Consider the following 21,785-nt stretch of genomic DNA (forward strand, 5'->3'; position numbering starts at 1 on the left):
GACCTTCTGTCTTTCTTTCTAACATTATATTAGCCATCACTATTTAATAGTACCACTGTGGGTTAATTGCCACTGGTGGCCTGTGTGCTGCAGTCGCCAAAGCATTCATAACTTGTTGATATATGGGCTGTGAATACACACCTATAGTTTCAACAAGGTGCCACGGAAAACTCTGCTCTAATAAAAATTCCGCCTGCTTACCATCTTTACAGGCCTGCCACTGATTGGTTTGAATCGCAGGCCAGTTCAATTCGCCCAATTGAGCCAAATTATTGCGATCTTCGAAGAAGTAAGAACCAGCGTTCGATAAGGTAAAAGCCCAGCGGCGCTGATTTTGATTGGCCCAAGCAACCACAGCATTTAAGTCGGTTTGCAGATGAATAATCGGCCCTTGGCCGCCGCGATAGGCCAAATCGGCACTATCTGCACGGTAAATGATATACAACATAATCGAGCGCGGGCAAAAGTAGAAGGGCACACACTGGCCAACATACAAACCAGGGTGAGAATCTAGCGTTAACTCCTGCAAGCGCCGCTGTTTTATATGGCCCATGCCAATCGTGCTACCGGCGTTCGCATGCGCGACCATTTGTGCATCGCTTAGTAAACCTCCCGACGCAATAATCGAGGCCAATCGATCAATATGGACGATATGGTATAACTTAGGGTTAGCAGGTATAGGCATTTAGTTTGTTACCGTAACTTGACCGTTCATTAGCATTGGGAGCAGCCAGTCTCTCAGGTTACTCAGCTCCAGGCTCTCTTTTGTTGCGTGCTCAACTCTCTCAAACATGGGTTCTACAATAAGAGCAAACGCTTCGATTATTTTCCAGTCTGCCGGTAACGCTAGCTTTGTCCACTCAATATCGTTAGAAACTATCGAGTTAAAAACCGATCCTGTAGCTTTTACTTCAAGGTGGTGAATTAGTTCTTTTACTAGGAAAAAAAGATAAGAATAACTAACGCCAAGCTTCGATTTAAAAGCATAGCAGGATTGATTCATAGCCATGGGTACTGCATTCAACGCCAAACGCCCAACCGAACCACGCGCAGTGATAAATACCGTTCTCTTATCAAATAGCTTGGTGCTGCTTCCCTCCAACCCTGCTTGAGTTATGTAATCTTCCGTAGAAAATGCAAAAACATTGGAGTTGGAGTCTGTAGGAGTAAAGAACGGAATATCACCACTCCAGAAAGAAGGATTCTTCTTACTCGGCGTACCCCCGCCCAAAAGATTGGCTACTTCTAGCACATTTCCGCATATCCACCCCTCAGGAATCTCACGCTTTAACTCTTCGTTATAAACCAATTTACCGCCCGATGATTTATAAGGCTTTCCATTAGTATCTGGAAAGTCGAACTGCACAAACCAATAGTCGTAGATAAGCTTGGCCATAGCTTCCAGCTCAGCATTGATTTTGTTGTTGAGTTCGATTTTTTGATTCACACAACGGATTACTTGGGATATTTCAACCTGCTGGATTTTATCCAAATCAGGAAAAGGTAACTCCTTTGCCGAGCCAATATTGAAATGCTTCTGGATCGCGCCCACTAGCTGATTTTTTACATGAGAGTGTGTAACTGAATTAATGTAATATGAGACAAAATCTGGGTCGAGTTTCTCGCCGCACCTAATTACAACCAAATCTGAACAGTTCGCATCTTCCAAGTCATCTGGAATCACACAAGACACCCCTGGATTTCCTGTCCTAACGGCCACTACATCTCCAGGCTTTAATGCTGACTTCTTAATCCTTTGATGAAATTCTTTAGATATGTATTTTATCTGGTTTGGACTGTATCGATATTCGTTGACATTTAATGAGCGAAGAAAAGGAATACCATCCTCTACATACTCTGAGGACATAGAGCCCACATAGCCCACCGTGATATATTCAGCGAGCTCGCCTAAAGTATTCTTTGATTTCAATTTTTCAGCTCCAATTTACCAAGCTGTGAAAATATACTTGCCTCCAGTCCTTTGGACTGAGCAAAAAGATCATCCAAATTATTTTTAAAATCTGCCAATTTGGTATCAAACTCTTCTCGAGTAATATCCATATACTCTATTTTCACCTCAAAATACTGCCCCGCACTCAGCGAGTAGTTTTTTGCCGCTATATCCTCATAGCGCACTACCACCGACAAATCATCAACCACCTCTTTAGAGTTGAAGGTATTGATAATCTGCTCTTCTTCATCATGGCTTAATATGGTTTTCTGGTTTTTTCCTTCTTTGATGGTAGTGCCAAGGTTGGACGCATCAATCAACACCACTTGTTCTTTGTTGGTCTTGTCGATAAACAAAATCGAGACGTTCGTGCCGGTATTAGCAAAAATATTAGACGGCATACTCACCACACCCGCCAGCATCTTTTCATCAACCAGTTTTTGGCGAATCTTTTTATCAATACCACTTTGCGCCGTGATAAATCCAGTCGGCACGACTACTGCAGCTTTACCATCGGGCTTTAATGAATAGATGATGTGTTGTAGAAACATCAAATAGATCGCCATGGATTCTTTTTTCTTGGCGGGCACCTTGGGAACACCGGCAAAAAAACGATCATGGTTTTCTTTGCTATCTAAGTCGGCACTGTAATCCGAGAAGTCCAACTTGAAGGGCGGATTAGAGACGATATAGTCAAACTGCTCTAGCTCACCACCCTCTTGCTTGTGGTAGGGGTCAAGAATGGTATTGCCCTTAATAATATTGTGTATCGAGTGAACAAGATTGTTGAGAATAAGATTTAGGCGCAGTAGCCCTGAAGACTTTTGCGAAATATCCTGCGAATAGATGGTGCATTTATCTTCGCCTATTTCGTGGGCAAGATTCATCAACAACGTGCCGGATCCTGCCGATGGATCGTAACAAATCACATTATTGACTTCGCCTTTTTTACTGGCTGGCACTAAACAGCGAGCCATAATCTTAGCTACGGCATGAGGCGTAAAATATTCCGCATATTTTCCGCCACTATTGGTGTTGTAATCCTTAATCAGGTATTCAAAGATGGTGGCGTAGAAGTCGAATTTCTCGTTAAATATATTTTCAAAACTAAAACCCGTCAGTTTGTTAACGATAGCCTTACAAAACTCATCACGCTTATCGGTTACATACCGGCTGAGGTTTTCAAATAGTACAATCTTTTCGCCGCCATCGGTCAGTACCGAGAAGATATCGCTATTCTCTGCTGCAATTTGTGTAAGGGTTGTATCAAATAGCTCTGCAAAGTTGGGCTCGTTCTGTCTAGAGAACAAATAGGATATGCTCTGATCAGTTCGGATATAGGCGGTGCTTTCGCTTAGCTGCATCATCAGCATTTCGTGCTCATCATCACTCAATGCGTCTACTGCGTCTTCCCAGCTTTCTGCCAGGGCAATGCCTTCGTCTAGTTGCTTTATCTCGTAAACAAACTTGTCATTCAAATATTTATATAAAAACACCTGAGTAATAATTTTAAACTCGTTGCCGTCGTTGCCCAGGCCATAGTTGGCGCAAACGCTCTTTAGGTCGTCAATTAGGGTTTTAGTTTGTTGTTCGAAGGATTGTATTTGGTTCATATTTGCTAAATCTAAATCAGTCTTAAGCTTAACAAGGTTGTTAAGTGGATTATTAGTATGCGGCTGAGCGGCCGAAGTATTCGTTCATATATTCTTTTACCAGGAGCGTGTTGATGCGCTTGGTGGTAGATGCATCAATATCAATATGGTGCTTGGTTTTTACTTCATTAATCACTAAACGCATCACCTTCTTACTTACGAAACTTTCGTTATCCAACATTTTGGCATTCTGTTGAATTTCGCTATCCACAGCCGCTTTAAGGCCGCTAAGCGCTTCAAATAGCTTGCTCTCGCTATCAGTAAGCGGGTCTTTCTCGGTCAATCGCTTGTGCAGGCGGGCGTATTTTTCGTCATTATCGTACTTCGCTCTTAATAGCTGGTTCCTGCGCTCCAACTCTTTGGCTTGGTTGTAGATATCGTTAAGTGCTTTGATATTACTTTCCATCTGCTCTTTAGAGACTTCAGTAAGGTTCTTCTTTTTAAACAGGCGCTCTAATTCATCTTTTAGTGTGACGAACTCTGGGTCTTGCGGGTCGAAATTGCCACCTAAACCTTCGCGCGTTTTTTGCAGGATGGTTTTTAGCTCATCCGCCAATACCATCTCTTCTTCTTTGACTTTGGTAAAGGCAAAGATAACGTCTTCCAGTGCGGTATTGAGTAAGTTGGTGCTATCGACATTGTTTTCCAGCGCTTCTTTGGTATTGATAAGCGCTAGGCGATTGTTGGCTTCGCGCGATAATACAGTAAGCATTTGGAAATCGAGCTTTTCCAACATCTCGTAATCGCCAGACAGGCGAATCAAGTTATACAAGCTTTTCGCGTTGTTAAGCGCCTTGGCAATTTTAAGTATCTCACTGCGTGAATCAATTTGGCTGATTTGTTCAGAGAAGACTTCAGCATTATTGGTATCAAAGTGAAACAGTATGTCTTTTATTTCCTGTATTTCTTGTGCAATCTCTTCTTGAGACTTAAATAAGTTACTGTAATGTTCAAGCTCATCACCTAACTCAGATTGAAGCTCTTTAAAGTAATCTTGATTAGTCTTTTCAAATTCTTTTTCAATATCTGCAAAATCAACCACGTAGCCGTAAGCGAAGTCTTTGTAGGTGCGATTTACCCGAGTCAGGGTCTGCAGCAAGTTGTGCGCCTTAATCACACGGCCTATATAGAGCTTTTTAAGCCGTGGAGCATCAAAGCCGGTGAGTAGCATATTAAACACAAATAGCAGGTCGATCTTGCCCTCTTTAAAATCTTCTACTAATTGCTTGCGCTCCTCTTTCGTGCCGATATCGTGAAGAATAACCGCAGCCTTGCTTACCTTACTGTTTTTCTTCTTATTGGCGTTGTAGCCCGTCTCGTAGGGTTTAGGTGGTTCGGCCGCCATTAAATATTTAGGCTCTGGCTCATTCAACGCTTCCTGCTCGGCGTATTGCTCCTGAAAAATTTTGTACATCTCTTTGGCTTGCTCCGCAGAATCGCAAACTACCATGCCGCCAATGCTATTGTCGTCATTGGCTATACGCGCCTTCTCAAAGTCTTTAACGATGTAGTCCAACATGGGTTCAACAAACTTAGAATGCGCATAGACTTGCTTCTTATCTGTATTCCCTTTGAGTATCTCAATCTCTTCTAAGGTCTTCTTCAGACTAAGTTTGTAGTTGGTTTCGATCTCTTCACGTATCAGGCGCAGGGTATAGCCATCTTTAATTGAGGAGTTGTAATAGTATTTATGGATATAGCTGCCAAATAGGGTTTTTGAGTTGTACTCTTCTCCCAGCAATGGCGTCCCCGTTAAACCGATTTTGATTGCATTAACGTCGGTTTGCTCCAGGTTTGCAAGAAAGCTGCCTTTTGGGTTGTAACTACGGTGCACTTCATCTAAAAAGAATACTCGTTGAATATTTAGGCTGTAATCTTGATTTCTAATGACATTAGGATCGTCTTGGAATTTTTGAATATTAACGACAGTAATTTCGGCTTTACCTGAGTTGTTATGGATTGCCGTATTTTTCTTAATATCTTTGGCAAAGTCTTCTCGTGAATCGATCTTGTGTACTACCAAGCCTCTAGATTTAAACTCCTTACTCGCTTGAATAAGTAGATCTAGCCTATCAACGATAAAATAGAATTTGGCGATAACCTGCTTCTTTTGGAAGTAGTACGATAGGTGCTTTACGTTGTAATAGGCCAGTGCCGTCTTCCCGCTGCCTTGGGTATGCCAGATAATACCTTTTTTAACACCCTCTTCTAGCTTCTGCTCTATCGCCTTGGTCGCAAATATCTGCGGATAACGCATTATGTGTTTTTGTAGTCCGCTGCGTTCTTTTACGAAGGCCAGGGAGAATCGCAGCATGAACGCCAAACGTTCACGCTCAAACAGCGAAGAACTGATTCGATTGGTAGGGGTATCGGCGCTTTTATTTTTCGCAAACTCTGGTGACTGCTTAATGCTCAGCAAGTTGTTGTCTTTTAGTACAAAGGTTTCTTCTTCGTCGCTAACGTTAGTCAATGATGGTGCAAACTTAAAATCAGGATCTTCGCGAAAATAGTTAAAGCCAGGCTTTTGATAAGATGCTGTTGCGTAAAACGCGCCTTCGATGGGCTGCGGTGAGCTATCGTCGTACTCCATATTATTAGAGAACACCATCAGCTGAGTCAGATTAACGAACTTTCGAAACTTTTTGTTTTGAAAGCGAGTTTGTATGCGCTTGTGCTCTGCCAATATGCCGTCGCGGTTGTTGGGTTTTTTGACTTCGATAAACGCGAGCGGTATGCCGTTGATCAATAAGATAATGTCTGGGCGAAACTCTTCGTCATCTTTTTTGTAGGTTAGCTCCGTAACCACATGAAAGTCGTTATTATCGAAATCATCAAAATCGATCAATCGCGCACCAGATTGATCAACCAACTTTTCATAAAAAGCCTTACCAAGGTCTTCATTCTCTAAGCACAATGAAAGTTCATCATATGTCTGCTGAAGTTCAAGATCACTTAACGAGGGGTTGATGCGCTGAATGCTTGTTTTGAATAGTTCAGTGAAGATATTAGTGGATTCATCCCACGTAACCTTTGGGTCTTTAAGCGAAAGGTAGCCATAACCCAAGCGCATCAGGTGCAGGATGGTGGGGATTTTCACCCTTGAATCTTCATTGAACTTCATAGAAATCCTTTATTTTCCGCTCTTTTATTCAGAACGCTCTGCTTGAACGCGCTCGAATATATCTTGGATGTCGCACGTAAATAGACCACAGAGCTTATCCACAGCCTCTAGATCAACCTTTTGTGCCGTTTCTTTGTACAGCAATGTCACCGTATTGCGGCTTAGCCCGGTTTCCCTGACCACATCCGATATACGCATTTTTCGCTCACCCATGAGGCGAGCTAGATGACAGCGAATCATTCGATTCCCCACAAGTTCATAAAGCTAAGAATGAGCAATGAAAATACCACCACTTTCTCAAAAACTGAAATTATTTCAGTTCAAATGATATTTTTCAGGTTGAGATTTGATCTGTAAGGGCTATCCCCAGCCGTCATAGACGGCGAACCCACAAAAAAGGGGCACTGCATCCCCTCAAAATCCAGACCTAGTCGGCCTAGTCGCCAGAGGCATGTGCGGCGCGAAAAGCGCGCGAACAGACCTCAAAAGCGAATTAAGGAAAAGACGATGACCAATTCCCCTCAGATTTATATTGCAGACCTAGCCGCATACAACAACGGAATATTGCATGGAGCCTGGGTTGACGCCAGCCAATCCGTAGACTCAATTCAAAGCGAAATTAACGCTATTTTAAATACCAGCCCTGTGGACAGGGCCGAAGAATACGCTATTCATGATCACGAAGGTTTTGGCGGTTACAACATCAATGAGTTCGACAGCCCTGAACACGTTTACGAGATCGCTCGACTTATTGTGGAATACCCCGACTTTGGTGCTGACCTGCTAGCTCAATTCAATGGCGATATTGCACAAGCCAAACAACACGCAGAAGAACACTACTGCGGGCACTACAACTCGCTGGTGGATTTTGTAGAAGAACTTACTGAATCAAGCACAACAATACCGCCACATCTATCGCTGTATATTGATTACGACAAAATGGCCTGGGACATGGAAATGAATGGCGATATTTTTTCAATAAGCTCAGCCGGTGGCGGCCAACATATTTTTAGCTGCGCTTCTGATACGTTATGAAACGTTCTGACTACAATTGAAATGTGAGACTTTCGTAATCGAATTGAGAAACCTCAAAACGGTGGCAAAAATGGTGACAGAAAACACTAGGCAACTCTGTAAGGTATTGATATTCAAGATGTTTGTGGCGTCAATCGATAAACAGATCCAGAATATAGAATTGCTCGACACAACGCATATCTTGTTTATGCTTACAAAGCTGAAATACCTCAATTTTATTGACTCACTCATCTATATTTGGCACTTTCCTTACTAGACGTAAAGCAAAGGAATGCAGTAAATGGATGCCTATAAACTTCAAATAGGTCAAATTCTTAGATACAAAAAGCCAGCTTGTCATACTAAGCAAATCGAAGAAGAGCATGTCAATTTTCACTATGTTACCCACAAAGAAAACAGCAATCGGTTGCAGCTCGAAAAAGGGATAAATCCAGCAGCGGCTATACTCTCATCTGATTCAGGCAAAGTTCGCCCCGCAATTCTCATTTCAACCAGTCCAAACAAAAAAGGTACATCGGAAACGCCTTGGCAGGATTTTTATAACACCGACAATGGCCATATTCGTTATTTTGGTGATAACAAAGATCCTAATAAAGACCCAGCGCAAGCGCCGTGTAACAAAGCCTTGCTCGAAGCATTTCGCTTAGCCCATTCCCATGATTATGAGGAACGCAAGAAAACACCACCAATCTTGTTTTTTAAACGCGCAACAGTGAACGGTAAAGCCAAAGGCTACCCAATGTTTATGGGGCTTGGTGTCATTGATAGTATTGAGTTGGTAACGCAGTGGGACAATACGAATGGCCGCTCGTTTACCAACTATGCATTTGATTTTACCGTGTTGTGTTTGGCAAATGAGCATGATGTGTTCAACTGGATATGGGTGAACACGCGACGCGAACCCAATTTTTCAGTCAAGGAGACTAATCGTCTTGCTCCTAAAAGCTGGAATACTTGGTTGGAGAAAGGCTCCAATGCCCTTAAGTCAGTTCGTCGTAGAGTCTCTAAGTTACATATCCATAAAAGAGAAACTCAACTTCCTGAAGCTGGCTCTAAACTCTTCGACCTGTTGCACGAAGTTTATGATTTTTATGGCACAAAAAAGCACAAGTTTGAGGCGCTGGCGGAGTGGGCCACAGAGCGTGTTATCAATAAAGAGTCTGGCGGTGTTTATCAAAAAGGCTGGATTACCCAAGGCACAGGAGACGGAGGCAAAGATTTCGTTGGCAAGGTAAAACTTGGCAATGGTTTTTCTAAAGTTGAGTTGGTTGTCATAGGGCAAGCGAAGTGCGAATCGATGACTACACCTACTGGCGGTAACCATATCGCAAGAACGGTTGCTAGATTAAAACGAGGTTGGATAGGCGCATACGTTACAACGAGCTACTTTTCTGATGCGGTGCAACAAGAGATTATCGAAGACAACTACCCAATCATATTGATCAATGGCCTACGTTTGGCAGAAGAGCTCAGCCAATTCTTGCACGATAGCGAAGAGTTCGATTCGCTCAATGCTTTCTTGGTTTCAATGGATGAGCAGTATTCAAATAGGCTAAAACAACGAGAGCCCGAAGAGGTGTTGTTTGATTAGCCCAAGTCATGTAGTGCCCTAATCGCGCCTCAACTTTTGCTCACCCTTTGGCGAAAAGGGACGTGTGTTTTCCTTGCCAATTCTGCTTCTAACTGCTGAATTTTAAGTGCGTTGATTTTGTCTATTTGGCGCTGAACCTTATAATGCCATCTAAAGAATCCCATAACCATTATGGTGATGCCTACTCCCAAAAATGCACTTATTACTTTCATGTAAAACGCTTTGTTTTTAGAAATTGTTATAATTTGCTTTTCGAGTATCTCCTTTTGCTTTTCGTCAAAAGCCGAAGGAGATTTAATGGTTTCAATTTTCGCCAATTCCAAGAATAGCCTATTAGCAGTATCAAAATGAGAGTTGTAGGTGAATACGAATAAAGTCAGTGCGCCAATACAAAATGCCAGCCCGAAAAGTGCGTAGAATTTGTAGATGTTATCTGTTGGTATGCTGAATCTTGAATCCATTCTCGTAAGCTCCGTGCTTGGTAATTGTAACGACACTAAATTTTGATTTTTTTATTGTTACTTGTCGACAACAATTTTAAATAAATCAGTTCATTAAAGTCTGTAGCTCAGGAATAGTTGCAGTTACAGGTTCGTTTATTGTTAAATGAAATTTATCTTGTTAAACCATTAAAATAAAAGGGAATTTATGGGATCGTCTTTTTTTCATCACATCAACGCGAAAATGGCTTATGAGGCTGACAAAGCTATTGTAGAAGAGCTGGAGTTTATATCTAAAAAAGTTAGTGCGCTTGATACAGAAGTCTTTTTTAAGCCGAGCAACGTTTCGATCTCAGAGGTTTTAGACATACTGCCCAGTGAAAAGATGACTATGTTCACTTACACAATAAAAGCTGGGTTTGCCAAAATTGTTGAAGAGTCCCTCGAAAAGTGTACAGGAGACGCAAGGCTTGTATTTAGCTTTACTTCAGACGCTACATCACATCATGTCAAAGCAGTATTAAAAAAGCTGACCGAGATTAACAATAAGCGTGGAACAAACGCTAGACTGGAATTGCTAATTCAAAACTTATCGCATATTAAATTTTTACAACGAAATGAACACATCGTTTACGGTTCTGCGAATTTTTCAAAGAACTCTGATTCTCCAGTCCCTAATTCAAAAGGAGATCGTTACCCCAGTTACGATGAATTGCTTTGCGAGAGTCAGACTGGCGGAGAAGAAATCGCTGATCTTATGTGGAATTTTATGAAGAAAAAATATCCAGAGATTACTCCTATAGTGATACCTAAGTCATCTGATGACGAAACCATTGATAGTCTTTTAGATGAGGTACTTAAGTTTTCGGCCGTAAACTATTCTTATCGGGATGTTTGTGCACCTGTAGTCTCAACATCATATGATAAAGATGAGCTAATCGATGGGATTTTTGACATCCTTGCTTTAGACAACAGTGTTTTCGAAGATGATCCAGATTTGAGTTCTTATGAGCTTATTTATTCGGAATGGCTGAATGCTTATTTGGAAAGTTTAGACACCAAGGCCGAGGTTGGTCCGCCCCGAGATTTATTTTATGAGTTAGATAGTTTCGTTGAAGGGGAAATAGCCGAGTTTAAGAATAGCTATGTCATGCCAGAATCTGAAATAGAAACAAAAGTAGGGGAGAGGGAAGACGAATTATATGAGCCTACACCTGAACAAATTGAAAGCTTACGCGACAGTATAACCGCTGATGTGAAAGCAGAAAAAGCTGAGCGAGAGACGAGCTTTGTCAGCTCCTTCAATGAGAAACTAAGAGACTTGTTGGAATCATTAATTCTAGAAAGCGTAGAGGACGACTAGTCATAGATTTCAGTGCACATTTGCGTTGAAGGAAGGATTTTGAGGTTAAAAAAGTGGGCACATCGCCCACTTTTTTGTTTTTGCTGATACTTGCGTGTTATGGTCAGTCGCTAGTTAGGAGAAGGATGTTACTCAGGAGAGTTATTAAATGACAGGGAAAGTAGTTTTAAAATTCATCTTAGGCGTTATTGGCGCATTTGTGCTGCTTGTTGTTTTTTTGGCCGCTTACATACTCATCGATTTGTCGCCGGATGAAGCGCCATCGCCTCACGATAAATACCTAGTGAATGATATTACGCAGCTCAACCCAATTCACGTCGCTGAAGTAGTTGAGCCCAAATCTATTCAAGATATTCAAAATGCGATTGCTGCAACAAGCGGCAAAGTCTCGATTGGTGGTGGGCGCTACAGCCAAGGTGGCCAAGTCGCTTTGGATGATCACTTGCACCTAGATATGCGGCAGTTCAACAAGGTGGTTTCATTTAATCCACAGCACCGAGAAATCACGGTGCAAAGCGGTATGCGTTGGCGCGACATTCAAGAAGTGATCGACCCAGAAAACCTTTCGATAAAAATCATGCAATCCTATTCCAATTTCACCGTTGGCGGCTCTCTGAGTGTGAATGTCCATGGCCGATATATGGGCGAAGGGCCGATAATCCGGTCCGTTAAATCCATTAAAGTCGTATTGGCTGACGGCAGTGTTGTTAGCGCCTCACCCACCAGCAATACCGAAATATTTTATGGTGTGATTGGTGGTTACGGAGGCCTAGGTGTTATCGCTGAGGCTACACTTGAGCTAGTGCCCAATGAAAAAATAAGCCGAGACACCGAATACATGACGTTGGCGCAGTATGCGGTATTTTTTCAAAACGATATCAAAAACAACCCTGATGTGGTGTTTCATAATGGCAATATTTATCCGCCAGACTATACCCATGTGAGCAGTGTGAGTTGGGTTAAAACCGATAAGCCACTAACGGTACAAGACAGGCTTATTCCTAGAGACAAAGACTATTGGTGGCAACCTAAAACAGCAAAGTTCGTTGCAGATAGTGACTTTGGAAAATGGATGCGCCAACACGTGTTTGAACCGATTCAACACTCCTCTAATGCCGTGCAATGGCGTAATCACGAAGCCAGTTTAGATGTTCGAGAGCTTGAACCGAAAAGTCGAAAGCACCAAACCTACGTATTGAAAGAGTACTTTGTGCCTGTTGAGCGTTTCGACAGCTTCTCGGCCAAAATGGCTACCATTTTTCAGAAGCATGATGTGAATGTGTTAAACGTATCAATACGCCATGCGTTACCTGATACAGGCTCACTGCTAGCATGGGCTAGGGAAGAGGTATTTGCTTTTGTGGTTTATTACCGACAAGGCACATCGCAGCAGGATAGAGAAAAAGTACAGGCATGGAGCCGTGAAATGATTGATGCGGCCATATCCGAAGGCGGCGCCTATTATTTGCCTTACCAGCTGCATGCTACAACGGAGCAGTTCCACAACGCTTACCCACAAGCCGATGCATTTTTTGAGTTAAAGAAAAAGCTCGATCCGAACAACCGTTTCAGCAATAAATTGTGGGAACAGCATTATGGTAGCCGCAGTGAATAACGAGCCATTTTCCAAACCACTACAAACGGAATTACAGATACGATGAAATTACGTGAGAGCCATAGCCATTACATTGGCTTATTCTGCAGTTTTGCCTTGTTTTTCTTGGTCACAATGGCGGGGTGGCAATTAGCCGAAACTTTCGATTGGTTTGCTGAGATATGGGAACCAATTGGTAGTCGTTTCTTCATTATCTTTGTTGCAACAGCCGGTGCTTTTTGGGCGTGTGCTTTTGGCTATTCCTACTTTTGGGGGACAAGAAAGTTTATTCGTACATTCAAAGCAGTAGAGCGTAGCAGCTTAGAGACCTGTACCGATGGGCAAGTAGTCAGAATTCAAGGTGAACTGTATCTTACTCAAACCCCATTGATTGCGCCCTTTTCTAAAAAGCACTGTGCGGCATACGAAACACGGGCATTGAGACAAGAGGAAGTAACTACCGTAAAAGGTTCCGGTAGTCATGTCGAAAATAAAACAATATGGGAAACCATAAAAAAGGTGAGTGAAGCTGAAGACTTTGTGGTTAAGTGCTCCGAACACTACGCCTTAGTTCGCGTTGCAGGCAGCCAGATCAAAATTCACCAAGATATTGCTCATGATGAATCCAGTTACGACCGAGACCGTGGTGGTTTTCTTACGGATGTTGAGAATGCCAAACGAAAAGAAGCGCTTGAACAAATCGGACTTCGATCGAGGAATTATGTAGGCGTGTACGCCGAAAACATTAAGTTTGAAGAAGGAGTGTTAGAGGCTGGTGAACAAGTTGCGATAAAAGGGCAAGGCAAGTGGATTCATACGGCAGATTTACCGTCGCTAGCAGAATTCACCAAACGGGGTGTGGAGCGGATGTTTGAGATGACAACTAATGATACATCGCCTTTGATAATCAGCGATTCAACGGCAGTTTTAGAAAGTAAGCAAGCGTGAGTAAAGTGAATTTAACAACCCTGACTGGGATAAGCGCCGCGCTATTTCTAGTTAGTCTCGTCGCAGTTAATACTTATCTTGCAGATATTAACATGCTGGACTTATCCCCCAAGCAATCTGAAATTGTGTGGGGGCTCAGTCTATTCAGGGATATTAGCTTTTGGTGTTTTAGTTTTTTGGCTGTAGTAGCGTCACTATACTGCTTCAATATTAGCCGTAATCGAAACAATTTAATCTATTTGGCTCTCGCTGTTGGAGGGAACGTATTATTCATTGGTTACATGTTTAATATCTCCAACCAGCTGATTGATATCTCACAAAAGGCAGAGTATTCAGAATTTTCTGATCCGCTGTTTATTGTTGAATACCGTGAGTTTCTCAATTCAGGCCATGAAAGCCTACAAGCACATGTCACACTAACTAAGCAGATCGCTTCTGCTTATTATGAATATACTGGAGAAATAATCGACGTTGTCGATGAAAATGGTGATGTTGTTGCTTACACGCCTACTTCCGAAAACCTAGAGTTTAGAAAACTAGATGCCCAAGTCATTGCGCTGACTATGAAATCGCAAAAGGAAGCAAAGCGTGCTGGGGTTATACAGGTTTTATTGCTCCTTACCGCGTGTTTCTTTGGCTTGGTATTGTCTCGTTTTTCAATTCGAAAGAGGACATCAAGGGTTGAATAGCCGTATTGCGAAGGTGAGGTTTGCAGCACTACGGATACAAAACTTAGATACTGCATCAACCACTTCTTTGCTATAAAAAATTCATTCTTCACGTCTCAAAGCAAAGTTCATATAGCTCTCCATTTCTTTTGGGTACTGCTACACCTGTAGACCATTCGTAAGTTTTTAAGTCGTCTGCTTTAACATTGTGGGCATTGATTCGATAGTATCGAGTACCTTCAAAGAAAAAAGTTAAGGTCTTGGGACGGATGTAACTTGCATGATAGGAATAAGTGCTCCCCTTATGATCAACATCAAGCCTGTAATTACAGTCTGGGCTGAATTCATCAACAGGTGTGGAAACCAAATGCCATGAAAGTTTGCTATTGATTGACTGGATCCATTCGGTATTCTGGCGCGTCGCATCTTGTATCGTTGTTGTAATTGTGTTTGAAACCGAATTTACTATTTCCGATTTAAATTCCTGGTTGTTGATAACGTTTGCAGCAAGTGTTTCACCTAGTTCTTGTGCTTTAGCGACATATTCGCCCCGCTCAGATTCTATCTGCGCTGAGTACTGCTCTATTTTTCCCCATTCGGCTTTACTTTTACTTGCGATGTCCATGACTTTATTCAGATTTGCTTCGGCCTTTTGAATTTCATTCAGAGTATTACCATTCTTTTTAACCCAATCTCCGAAGGTTTCTATTGTCTCAACATCCTTTTTAGCTTCATTAATTTCAATCAAAGCCGACCCAATAACATCTGAAACAACGCCAGACCAATCTTCTCTTAATTCATCGACTTTGGAATCGACGGCAACTTTTACAGTATCTTCAATATCATTGTGGATTGACTTACCAATCCCTTTCACATAAGTGGAGAAACCAGCTGCACCAACCAGAGTAAATATAGTGCCCCATACGATTAATGAGTTTCGGAGAGTTAGACTAATGATTGCTTTCGCTCCGGGAGTAAGTTGCATATCTGAGCCGACAAGATGCCTTTTTTCGAAACGTTCAGATAACTCCAACTTTAATTTTTCTTGCTCTTCAAGGCGCAACTTTAGATCAGAAAGTTCATCGTTGTGTTGTCTTTTTAAATCATCAATTGCCTTTTTTAATAGTTCGATATCTTCCAAAATTCATCTCCTTAAGCAGCAAACCCTATCAATTCAATTTTCAGATTTAAGCAAAACGTCATACTCTCTCGAGTAGTCAACGCTGGCTTTTTAAGTCGTTAGCTGATGCAAATCTAAGTGTTACTAGAAAATAATAAGTTCGATAACGGTATGACTAGCGCATAGCTTGAATGCATTCTTTTCTCAGAAAGGTAGACAACTAAATCATGAACTGCGCGTCTCAATGAAAGTCGACCAATTCTTTGAGACCTTTGTTTTTAAATACCCATTAGGAATACCGAGAGAGAGTATTTAACTCGTCCTAAAACTATCGCTTATTGCACGTCTCTATTTTCTAAATTTTCCAGCTTATTCATTGGTTTGACGTCTACGGTTTTCGACCCTGCTTAGAAGTTACTTAAGCTTCATAGCAGCACTAACTCTGTTGTGAGCATACGCTTTGTAAGACGTTCTTTATAAATTAAAGTGGTGGTGCAGTAAGAAATCTCTCACTGTCCTTTTTATGAACAATTCAAAATACTAACCACCACTCCAAATCCACCTGAGAAAGTAACAGTCTTCAACGACAGTTTTGTAGGTGAACCAGTGTGGATAGTGTGAAACAAAGAACACTGCCAAGAGTCAGCGCCGCGTTGTTACTTGTTGATGTAGCCGAAAACAGAGCGAACCAAGGCAGTTCGCTCTTACTGGTGTTATTCGGCTTTTTTGAACCAATAATCTCGATATTTTAGAAATCGTTTTTTGTTTGACGAATGTAAAAACTCTATCTCTTCGATTGAGCTTGGCACTAATTCTACGTTGATTTCGTTTGGTTCATCACCGTTATACAGTGGGCTTTGCAAATTCCCCCACTGTAGGTGAAAACTGCCTTTTTCTGTTTCGCTAACATTGATGCTGCCTAAGGTATCGTGAACAAATTCGCCAACGAAATGCTTGGCTAATGCTGTTGTCTTTACCGGTGCTTTTTTACTTTTGTTTTGGTAAAACTTCTTCGCGGCAGATTGTGCGTGCGACTCGTATTTTTCTATACCGCTGTTGATGTCCTTTTCTGATTTATTCAACGCTATGCCGTAAACCAGTTCTTCTAGGGCATAAGCCAAATCGCCTCCCCATTTATCTTGGTTGCTTAACACCACTAAACCTACTTGCTTATCGGGCATAAAAGACACATAAGTGCTCGCACCAGCGTATCCGCCTCGATGCTCGAGCAGTCGCTCGCCATCTATGTCGCGGATAAACCAACCCCACCCATAATGTTGTTCATGGCCAAACATAGTGTGAGTGACCAACGATTGATGAGATTTCTCGATTACCGATGCTGGCAAGATTTGTTTTCCGTCGAGCTTGCCTTTGTTTAACTGCATTCGCACAAAGTTAGCCATGTCTTTGGCTGTTGTAATAATGCCACCAGCGGCGTGCATGCTGTTGTCTGTTTTGGTTAAGTACACGGGCTCGTTTGGAGTCGGGGATTTTACCGAATATCCCTTTGCCAGCTCCCATTGGTTTTTCGCAGCATCGCTAATCCTTGCAGACGTGTGCGACATGTTCAGCGGCTTGAAAATATGGTCTGCCAGTTGAGTTTGCCAGGGCGTTGCGGAGGTTTTATCCATCCAGTGACTCAAAATGTTGTATCCCACATTCGTGTAGTCGAATGAGCCTAGCGGTGCGTTGGCGTTAATGTAGGATTCTTGGATGATTTGTGTGAGCAGTTCATCGTCATATTGCCCTGTGTATGCCGTAACTTGTATCAAAGGCCAATTGTCTATGCCGCTGGTATGACGAAGTAAATCGGTAATTGTCACTTTATCGCTTTGCAGCGCGGCCTGAAACGAAAGCTCTGGGAACATTTCACTCAGCGTTGTTTTGGTATCTATGTCGCCGTTGTGCTCCAGCAATAAGGTGTTTAGTGCATAGAAAGCTTTGGTAATAGATGCGATGTAAAACACCGTATTTTGGTCGACAGGGGTTTGCTGCAAAATATCGGAATAACCAAAATAGCCCTCGTAAACAATATCATCACCTTGTATAACAGCCACTGCAGTGCCTGAGTCAAGCTGGATAATGTCTTTGTTTTTGCGAACGTACTCATCCACTTTGTCAAATGAATTGGCGTGGGTTGACGTTGCCACAAACGTTGCGGCGAGAGACAAGTATAATGCTGCTTTTTTCACGATTTATCCTTAAATTTTATATCTGGCTTTGTAACGCTGAAAAACCACATTCTCGGCGCTAAGCGGGTGAAGATGTTCGGTTTGCTCTAGTACCGTTTTGGCTTGTTCGAACTGGTTGTGTTTGAGAAGGTCTTTGAGTTCGGTGAGCACTTGCCCATACAAAATTTGTGTGTGCATCGTCATGGTCATCAAAGCGCTTTGGCTCTGGAACGCTTGAATCACGTTTTTCCCATTTTTGGCCAACATGGCGAGTATGAAATTAGAACCATCACAGCTAAAACTGAAGGCGACATCGTCAGTTTTGTTGTGAATTGGGCTATCATGTCTTCGCAGTGAAATATTAACGCCGGGTAAATCTGCGTTTTCATACAGCTTTACTCTGACTTCTACCCCTCTTTTTGCAGCATTGATTAACGCCTCTGACAAAAGCGGCAAGGCATCTGGCTCAATATCCGCTAGCACCATGGTGTGCGCGTTGTTGATCATGCTAAGCGACGTTTCAATGACTTGGGCACGGTTATCAATTTGATAAACCTGTTCGTCTATGTCGGGCTGAACAATGCTTTCCATTTGTTCATTTAACTTATCGATGGTCTGTTCGAACCGTTTCTTGTGGTTGTCGAGTAGCAAACGCCAGTCTACGGCATTGAACATTTTGTTATTGCTCGACGCGCTAATAACGCCACCTTTTTGCCCTAAGGTATCCAGAGCCTTGTATACATTCGCTGCGGGTTTATTGATGCCTTTACCAATGGAGTAGCCCGTACTTACGCCATTCTTGACCAAGTACAGATATATCTCACTCTCTAGCTGCGTGAAGCCCAGTTCTTGAAATTGAGTAATGATCTGTTCGTTCATATTTATTTGTTAGTAGTATGTGCTACTAATAATTTAATCGAACCTTTCAGCCGTCGTCAACTATTTCTCTGTGAGGCGGTTTTTAACATGGTTAATTTGCGTATGGGGGAGGCGTGTTAAATGGGCCTGAGCCCAGCTCGATTCCGAATTTACTACCATCCAGAGCGACTCAAAAAAACAATAGTTTTCAACGGTTGTTGCGAATTTGAGAACGGTTAATTGCCGAAACAAGAACCCGTGAAAAGCACGATATCGTTTAGTATTTCTGCGTGTACTAACAGAATAACAAGGACTAATATGTTCAGTTTCGTAAAACAAAAACTAATGAATCATCCGATAAAAACAGTAGCAGTCATCGCCGCTTTGCTGTCACAAGCGAATAGCGATACGAGTTTGGGACGTAGACTGTTACTTCTTTTTTTGACCACGGCCGATAAGAGAAGTAGTTGACTTATGCATGGCCAGTGGTGGTATCTTAGTCTTTCATTAATTAATGCTACTGGTCTGACTCCCAACACCGTTGGTGTGGAAGCTATTAGCGGTCGATTAAGGAGGGAAGGCTATGTCAGTTTTCAATGCGTTATTGTCAAACGTAGGGCTGCCATTGTTTCAATCCTTTTCCAAAACCAAGTTTTGGACGTTGTACAAAGACATGAAAGCCTTGCAAGCGAGTAAGGATGAAGTCAAAGCCTTCCATCAACAACAGAAAATCCAGTCTTTATTAAGTGAGGCCAAAGCGCATACGAGTCATTGGGCAACTGCAATACCCAACGATTCTCTCTTTGATGTTTCGCTTTCAAGCAAGCAAACCTATTGTCAGGGTTTTCCTGACAGAGTCACAAACCAACAAGATCAAGAGGGATGGCAATACTTGTCTTCGGCGGGAACGACCGGGCGTATGACTGTAGTAGTCGATTTTAGCAAGCGTGATTACCTGAGAGCAGCTGAACATTTAAATCTGAAACTGGCCACTGGCAGTCCTATTGGTTGTAAAGCAGTAGATATTCCACCCAGTGCTTGCAATGTAGTGTGTGGTTTTGAGGACCAGGGCCCCGAGCCTTTGATGAGCTATGCCTGGTGGGCGATCAAAAACAAAAAGATATTTGATTCCGATATTTTATCTAATGTTCGAGGTCGAATAGAACGGCAAGTGTTGTTTAAAAGAGAATTGCTGCTCCCTATAGATTCCGCTCCTTGGGAAACGATGGTGCCTCAGTTGGACCGCTACCTAGATCACATAAAAGGGAATAAGGTTAAGGTGCTTCGAGCTCTGCCCCACTTTTTGTTGTGGTTAGCCAAACGGGCTGAGCAGCGAGCAATGACATTTCCACATCTTCATACATTGCTGCCATACGGTGGATTGGCCGGTGACGAACTAATAAAGCGAATTGAGCTTGTGTTTGATGCGAGGTATATCAATGTTTATGGCACTGGCGAAGTTGGCTCAATTGGTTGTGCTGACAGGCAATCCAATATTTTGGATATATACGCCAGTATGGTTTGCCTTGAAGTATTGGATAAAGAAGGACAGCCAGTAAAAGAGGGTGAGATAGGCCGTGTCGTTGTTACCGATTTAAATAATTTAGCGATGCCTATTATTCGATATGCCATCGGTGATATTGCTCAAGTCATCTCAATCAACAAGACAAGTGGCTACCCCCAGCAGGTTAAAATTTTGGGTCGTGAGCAGGAATGTTTAATAACGGAAAACGCTAACGATGTTAGCGCATTACAAATACAAAACTGTTTTTTCAGCAGAAGTGAGATCGTCAATTTTAAAATCGACGTATTGTCCAAGAAAGTAGTGAAAGTGACTGTCGTCGCTCTTGATGAGTTCGATGAAAGTGAATTGAAAAATGAGTTGCAGGCATTGTTGTCACTCTCTACTAAGCCAATTTTAAAGAAAGTGAAATTTATTCTGCCGGAATCTAGCGGTAAATTTTTATCAGTTAAAAAGACAGGAAGCTTAGATGTTTGACCGACAAGAACTAGAAGACATTAAGGGGCAGTTCCCCATTTTTCGGCAGCCAACACCTACATCCGATCCACTCATATACCTAGACAACGCCGCCACTTCGTTAAAGCCCCAGTGCGTGATAGATGCAGTTAACGACGTACTTATCAGTAAAACTGCCAATATTCACCGCTCGGTTCACTATTTAGGCGACTGGGCTACACAAGCGTATGAGGGCACACGAGATGTCGTTGCGGCTTTTATAGGCTGCGAACCTAACGAAGTTGTGTTTTTGAGAAACAGTACCGAAGGGCTTAACCTAGTTGCCAATGCGTTTGGCAACAAAGGCAAAGTGATAAGCAGTGTGGCAGAGCATCATTCAAATTATCTACCATGGAGCGAAGACAGTGTTTATCGGCTCTCAATTGATAGCGGCGGAAACATCGACTATGACGAGTTAGAAAAATATTTAGTCAACAATACAGTCGCTCTCGTCAGTCTGTGCCACGTTTCGAATGTCACGGGGGCGGAATTGGATGTTAAGCGAGTTTGTGAACTCGCCCATTCCAAGGGTGCTAAAGTACTCATTGATGCGGCCCAGTCGGCGCCTCATACTCCCATAGATGTCACTGAATGGGATTGTGACTTTTTAGTGTTTAGTGGCCACAAGCTAGGTGCGCCATCGGGTGTTGGGGTGTTGTATGGAAAAGCGCAACTTCTTGAAGCAATGGATTTTGCTCTGAAAGGTGGTGGCACAATTGAGTCGATTGATAGAGGGAACATTGAGCCGAAAAATGCACCGTGGAAATTTGAGGCTGGCACACCCGCAATAGAGAGCGTGTCGGGCTTACAGGCAGCATTGTTGATGTTACTTGAAGTCGGTGTTGGACGAGTTCAAGAGCATCATAAAGCCCTGTCAGAGGTGGCGATTTCCTGCATCAAAGACGTATTGCCTGAAGCTCATATATTGGGTGGCGCTGCGAACTTGAGTGGTCCGTTAAGTTTTTACATATCAGGTATTTCTCCTCATATTCTAGCGCGAGGCGTAAGCGATCGTTACAGCATGTGCATTCGCTCTGGCTTCCATTGTGCACAACCACTTCACCAAGCGCTTAATGCGCCTGCGTCGGTAAGGGTTTCACATTGGATGTATAACTCTCCTGAAGAGGTAGAGAAAACGCTTAAAGCTGTAGCGGAGTTGGTGGGCGCAGTTAAGTAAGCTAGGAGAGGTAACCTTGCAGGAATCGACGGGGTGTATTGGTAATGTAAGCCATTGTATATAGTCTCGGCCTACGTTG

At 42.5% G+C, this 21,785-nt stretch carries 17 protein-coding genes; 8 read left to right on the plus strand and 9 right to left on the minus strand.

What is annotated here, in order from left to right; all coding sequences use genetic code 11:
- Positions 1-43 precede the first annotated feature (43 nt).
- Genes darT through AC27G9_RS08815 form a run of 5 tightly spaced genes read right to left on the minus strand, consistent with a single transcriptional unit; the run spans position 44 to position 6,964 of the window.
- Positions 44-685, minus strand: coding sequence for a type II toxin-antitoxin system toxin DNA ADP-ribosyl transferase DarT (darT, locus tag AC27G9_RS08795; RefSeq protein ID WP_487073161.1), 642 nt, complete (start codon positions 683-685; stop codon positions 44-46).
- Positions 686-1,930 carry a restriction endonuclease subunit S gene (locus AC27G9_RS08800; RefSeq protein ID WP_487073163.1) on the minus strand — a complete coding sequence of 415 codons (1,245 nt, stop codon included), beginning with the start codon at positions 1,928-1,930 and terminating at the stop codon, positions 686-688. It lies immediately after the preceding gene.
- Positions 1,927-3,564: an HsdM family class I SAM-dependent methyltransferase gene (locus tag AC27G9_RS08805; protein WP_487073165.1), complete on the minus strand. Its 1,638-nt coding sequence runs from the start codon at positions 3,562-3,564 to the stop codon at positions 1,927-1,929. The genes AC27G9_RS08800 and AC27G9_RS08805 overlap by 4 nt, the downstream gene beginning before the upstream one ends.
- 52 nt (positions 3,565-3,616) lie before the next feature.
- Positions 3,617-6,724: a type I restriction endonuclease subunit R gene (locus tag AC27G9_RS08810; protein ID WP_487073167.1), complete on the minus strand. Its 3,108-nt coding sequence runs from the start codon at positions 6,722-6,724 to the stop codon at positions 3,617-3,619.
- Between the two features lie 24 nt (positions 6,725-6,748).
- On the minus strand, positions 6,749-6,964 hold the full coding sequence (locus AC27G9_RS08815) for a helix-turn-helix domain-containing protein (RefSeq protein WP_487073169.1): 216 nt from the start codon (positions 6,962-6,964) through the stop codon (positions 6,749-6,751).
- Between the two features lie 267 nt (positions 6,965-7,231).
- On the opposite strand from AC27G9_RS08815, the gene AC27G9_RS08820 reads away from it, so the two are divergent.
- On the plus strand, positions 7,232-7,759 hold the full coding sequence (locus AC27G9_RS08820) for an antirestriction protein ArdA (protein WP_487073171.1): 528 nt from the start codon (positions 7,232-7,234) through the stop codon (positions 7,757-7,759).
- A 280-nt stretch (positions 7,760-8,039) separates the two neighbouring features.
- On the plus strand, positions 8,040-9,350 hold the full coding sequence (locus AC27G9_RS08825; protein ID WP_487073173.1) for a restriction endonuclease: 1,311 nt from the start codon (positions 8,040-8,042) through the stop codon (positions 9,348-9,350).
- 29 nt (positions 9,351-9,379) lie between these two features.
- On the opposite strand, the gene AC27G9_RS08830 is transcribed toward AC27G9_RS08825, so the two are convergent.
- Complete coding sequence (locus AC27G9_RS08830; RefSeq protein WP_487073175.1) at positions 9,380-9,811, minus strand: hypothetical protein; 432 nt, start codon at positions 9,809-9,811, stop codon at positions 9,380-9,382.
- Positions 9,812-9,998: 187 nt separating this feature from the next.
- On the opposite strand from AC27G9_RS08830, the gene AC27G9_RS08835 reads away from it, so the two are divergent.
- From AC27G9_RS08835 to AC27G9_RS08850, 4 genes are all read left to right on the plus strand, one after another.
- Positions 9,999-11,153: a hypothetical protein gene (locus AC27G9_RS08835; RefSeq protein ID WP_487073177.1), complete on the plus strand. Its 1,155-nt coding sequence runs from the start codon at positions 9,999-10,001 to the stop codon at positions 11,151-11,153.
- A gap of 148 nt (positions 11,154-11,301) precedes the next feature.
- Complete coding sequence (locus AC27G9_RS08840; RefSeq protein WP_487073179.1) at positions 11,302-12,768, plus strand: FAD-binding oxidoreductase; 1,467 nt, start codon at positions 11,302-11,304, stop codon at positions 12,766-12,768.
- Positions 12,769-12,810: 42 nt separating this feature from the next.
- On the plus strand, positions 12,811-13,695 hold the full coding sequence (locus AC27G9_RS08845; RefSeq protein ID WP_487073181.1) for a hypothetical protein: 885 nt from the start codon (positions 12,811-12,813) through the stop codon (positions 13,693-13,695).
- A complete protein-coding gene (locus tag AC27G9_RS08850) occupies positions 13,692-14,384 on the plus strand; it encodes a hypothetical protein (RefSeq protein ID WP_487073183.1) in 693 nt (230 codons plus the stop codon). The genes AC27G9_RS08845 and AC27G9_RS08850 overlap by 4 nt, the downstream gene beginning before the upstream one ends.
- 88 nt (positions 14,385-14,472) lie before the next feature.
- Here AC27G9_RS08850 and AC27G9_RS08855 read toward each other — a convergent pair whose 3' ends face one another.
- From AC27G9_RS08855 to AC27G9_RS08865, 3 genes are all read right to left on the minus strand, one after another.
- Positions 14,473-15,504, minus strand: coding sequence for a hypothetical protein (locus AC27G9_RS08855; RefSeq protein ID WP_487073185.1), 1,032 nt, complete (start codon positions 15,502-15,504; stop codon positions 14,473-14,475).
- A 692-nt stretch (positions 15,505-16,196) separates the two neighbouring features.
- Positions 16,197-17,675: a serine hydrolase domain-containing protein gene (locus tag AC27G9_RS08860; protein ID WP_487073187.1), complete on the minus strand. Its 1,479-nt coding sequence runs from the start codon at positions 17,673-17,675 to the stop codon at positions 16,197-16,199.
- 9 nt (positions 17,676-17,684) lie between these two features.
- A complete protein-coding gene (locus AC27G9_RS08865) occupies positions 17,685-18,533 on the minus strand; it encodes a TrmB family transcriptional regulator (RefSeq protein ID WP_487073189.1) in 849 nt (282 codons plus the stop codon).
- A gap of 562 nt (positions 18,534-19,095) precedes the next feature.
- Here AC27G9_RS08865 and AC27G9_RS08870 point away from each other — a divergent pair.
- Together AC27G9_RS08870 and AC27G9_RS08875 are read left to right on the plus strand one after the other, a co-directional pair.
- A complete protein-coding gene (locus AC27G9_RS08870; RefSeq protein ID WP_487073191.1) occupies positions 19,096-20,511 on the plus strand; it encodes a phenylacetate--CoA ligase family protein in 1,416 nt (471 codons plus the stop codon).
- Positions 20,504-21,706 carry an aminotransferase class V-fold PLP-dependent enzyme gene (locus AC27G9_RS08875; protein ID WP_487073193.1) on the plus strand — a complete coding sequence of 401 codons (1,203 nt, stop codon included), beginning with the start codon at positions 20,504-20,506 and terminating at the stop codon, positions 21,704-21,706. The genes AC27G9_RS08870 and AC27G9_RS08875 overlap by 8 nt, the downstream gene beginning before the upstream one ends.
- Positions 21,707-21,785 lie beyond the last annotated feature (79 nt).

This window comes from Alteromonas sp. 5NS40-0096, from assembly GCF_057544385.1.

Excerpts from the sequence above, each read along its gene's own strand:
- darT (WP_487073161.1), bottom strand. The coding sequence starts at position 685 with ATGCCTATACCTGCTAACCCTAAGTTATACCATATCGTCCATATTGAT.
- AC27G9_RS08805 (WP_487073165.1), bottom strand. The coding sequence starts at position 3,564 with ATGAACCAAATACAATCCTTCGAACAACAAACTAAAACCCTAATTGAC.
- AC27G9_RS08810 (WP_487073167.1), bottom strand. The coding sequence starts at position 6,724 with ATGAAGTTCAATGAAGATTCAAGGGTGAAAATCCCCACCATCCTGCAC.
- AC27G9_RS08815 (WP_487073169.1), bottom strand. The coding sequence starts at position 6,964 with ATGATTCGCTGTCATCTAGCTCGCCTCATGGGTGAGCGAAAAATGCGT.
- AC27G9_RS08820 (WP_487073171.1), top strand. The coding sequence starts at position 7,232 with ATGACCAATTCCCCTCAGATTTATATTGCAGACCTAGCCGCATACAAC.
- AC27G9_RS08825 (WP_487073173.1), top strand. The coding sequence starts at position 8,040 with ATGGATGCCTATAAACTTCAAATAGGTCAAATTCTTAGATACAAAAAG.
- AC27G9_RS08830 (WP_487073175.1), bottom strand. The coding sequence starts at position 9,811 with ATGGATTCAAGATTCAGCATACCAACAGATAACATCTACAAATTCTAC.
- AC27G9_RS08835 (WP_487073177.1), top strand. The coding sequence starts at position 9,999 with ATGGGATCGTCTTTTTTTCATCACATCAACGCGAAAATGGCTTATGAG.
- AC27G9_RS08840 (WP_487073179.1), top strand. The coding sequence starts at position 11,302 with ATGACAGGGAAAGTAGTTTTAAAATTCATCTTAGGCGTTATTGGCGCA.
- AC27G9_RS08845 (WP_487073181.1), top strand. The coding sequence starts at position 12,811 with ATGAAATTACGTGAGAGCCATAGCCATTACATTGGCTTATTCTGCAGT.
- AC27G9_RS08865 (WP_487073189.1), bottom strand. The coding sequence starts at position 18,533 with ATGAACGAACAGATCATTACTCAATTTCAAGAACTGGGCTTCACGCAG.
- AC27G9_RS08870 (WP_487073191.1), top strand. The coding sequence starts at position 19,096 with ATGTCAGTTTTCAATGCGTTATTGTCAAACGTAGGGCTGCCATTGTTT.
- AC27G9_RS08875 (WP_487073193.1), top strand. The coding sequence starts at position 20,504 with ATGTTTGACCGACAAGAACTAGAAGACATTAAGGGGCAGTTCCCCATT.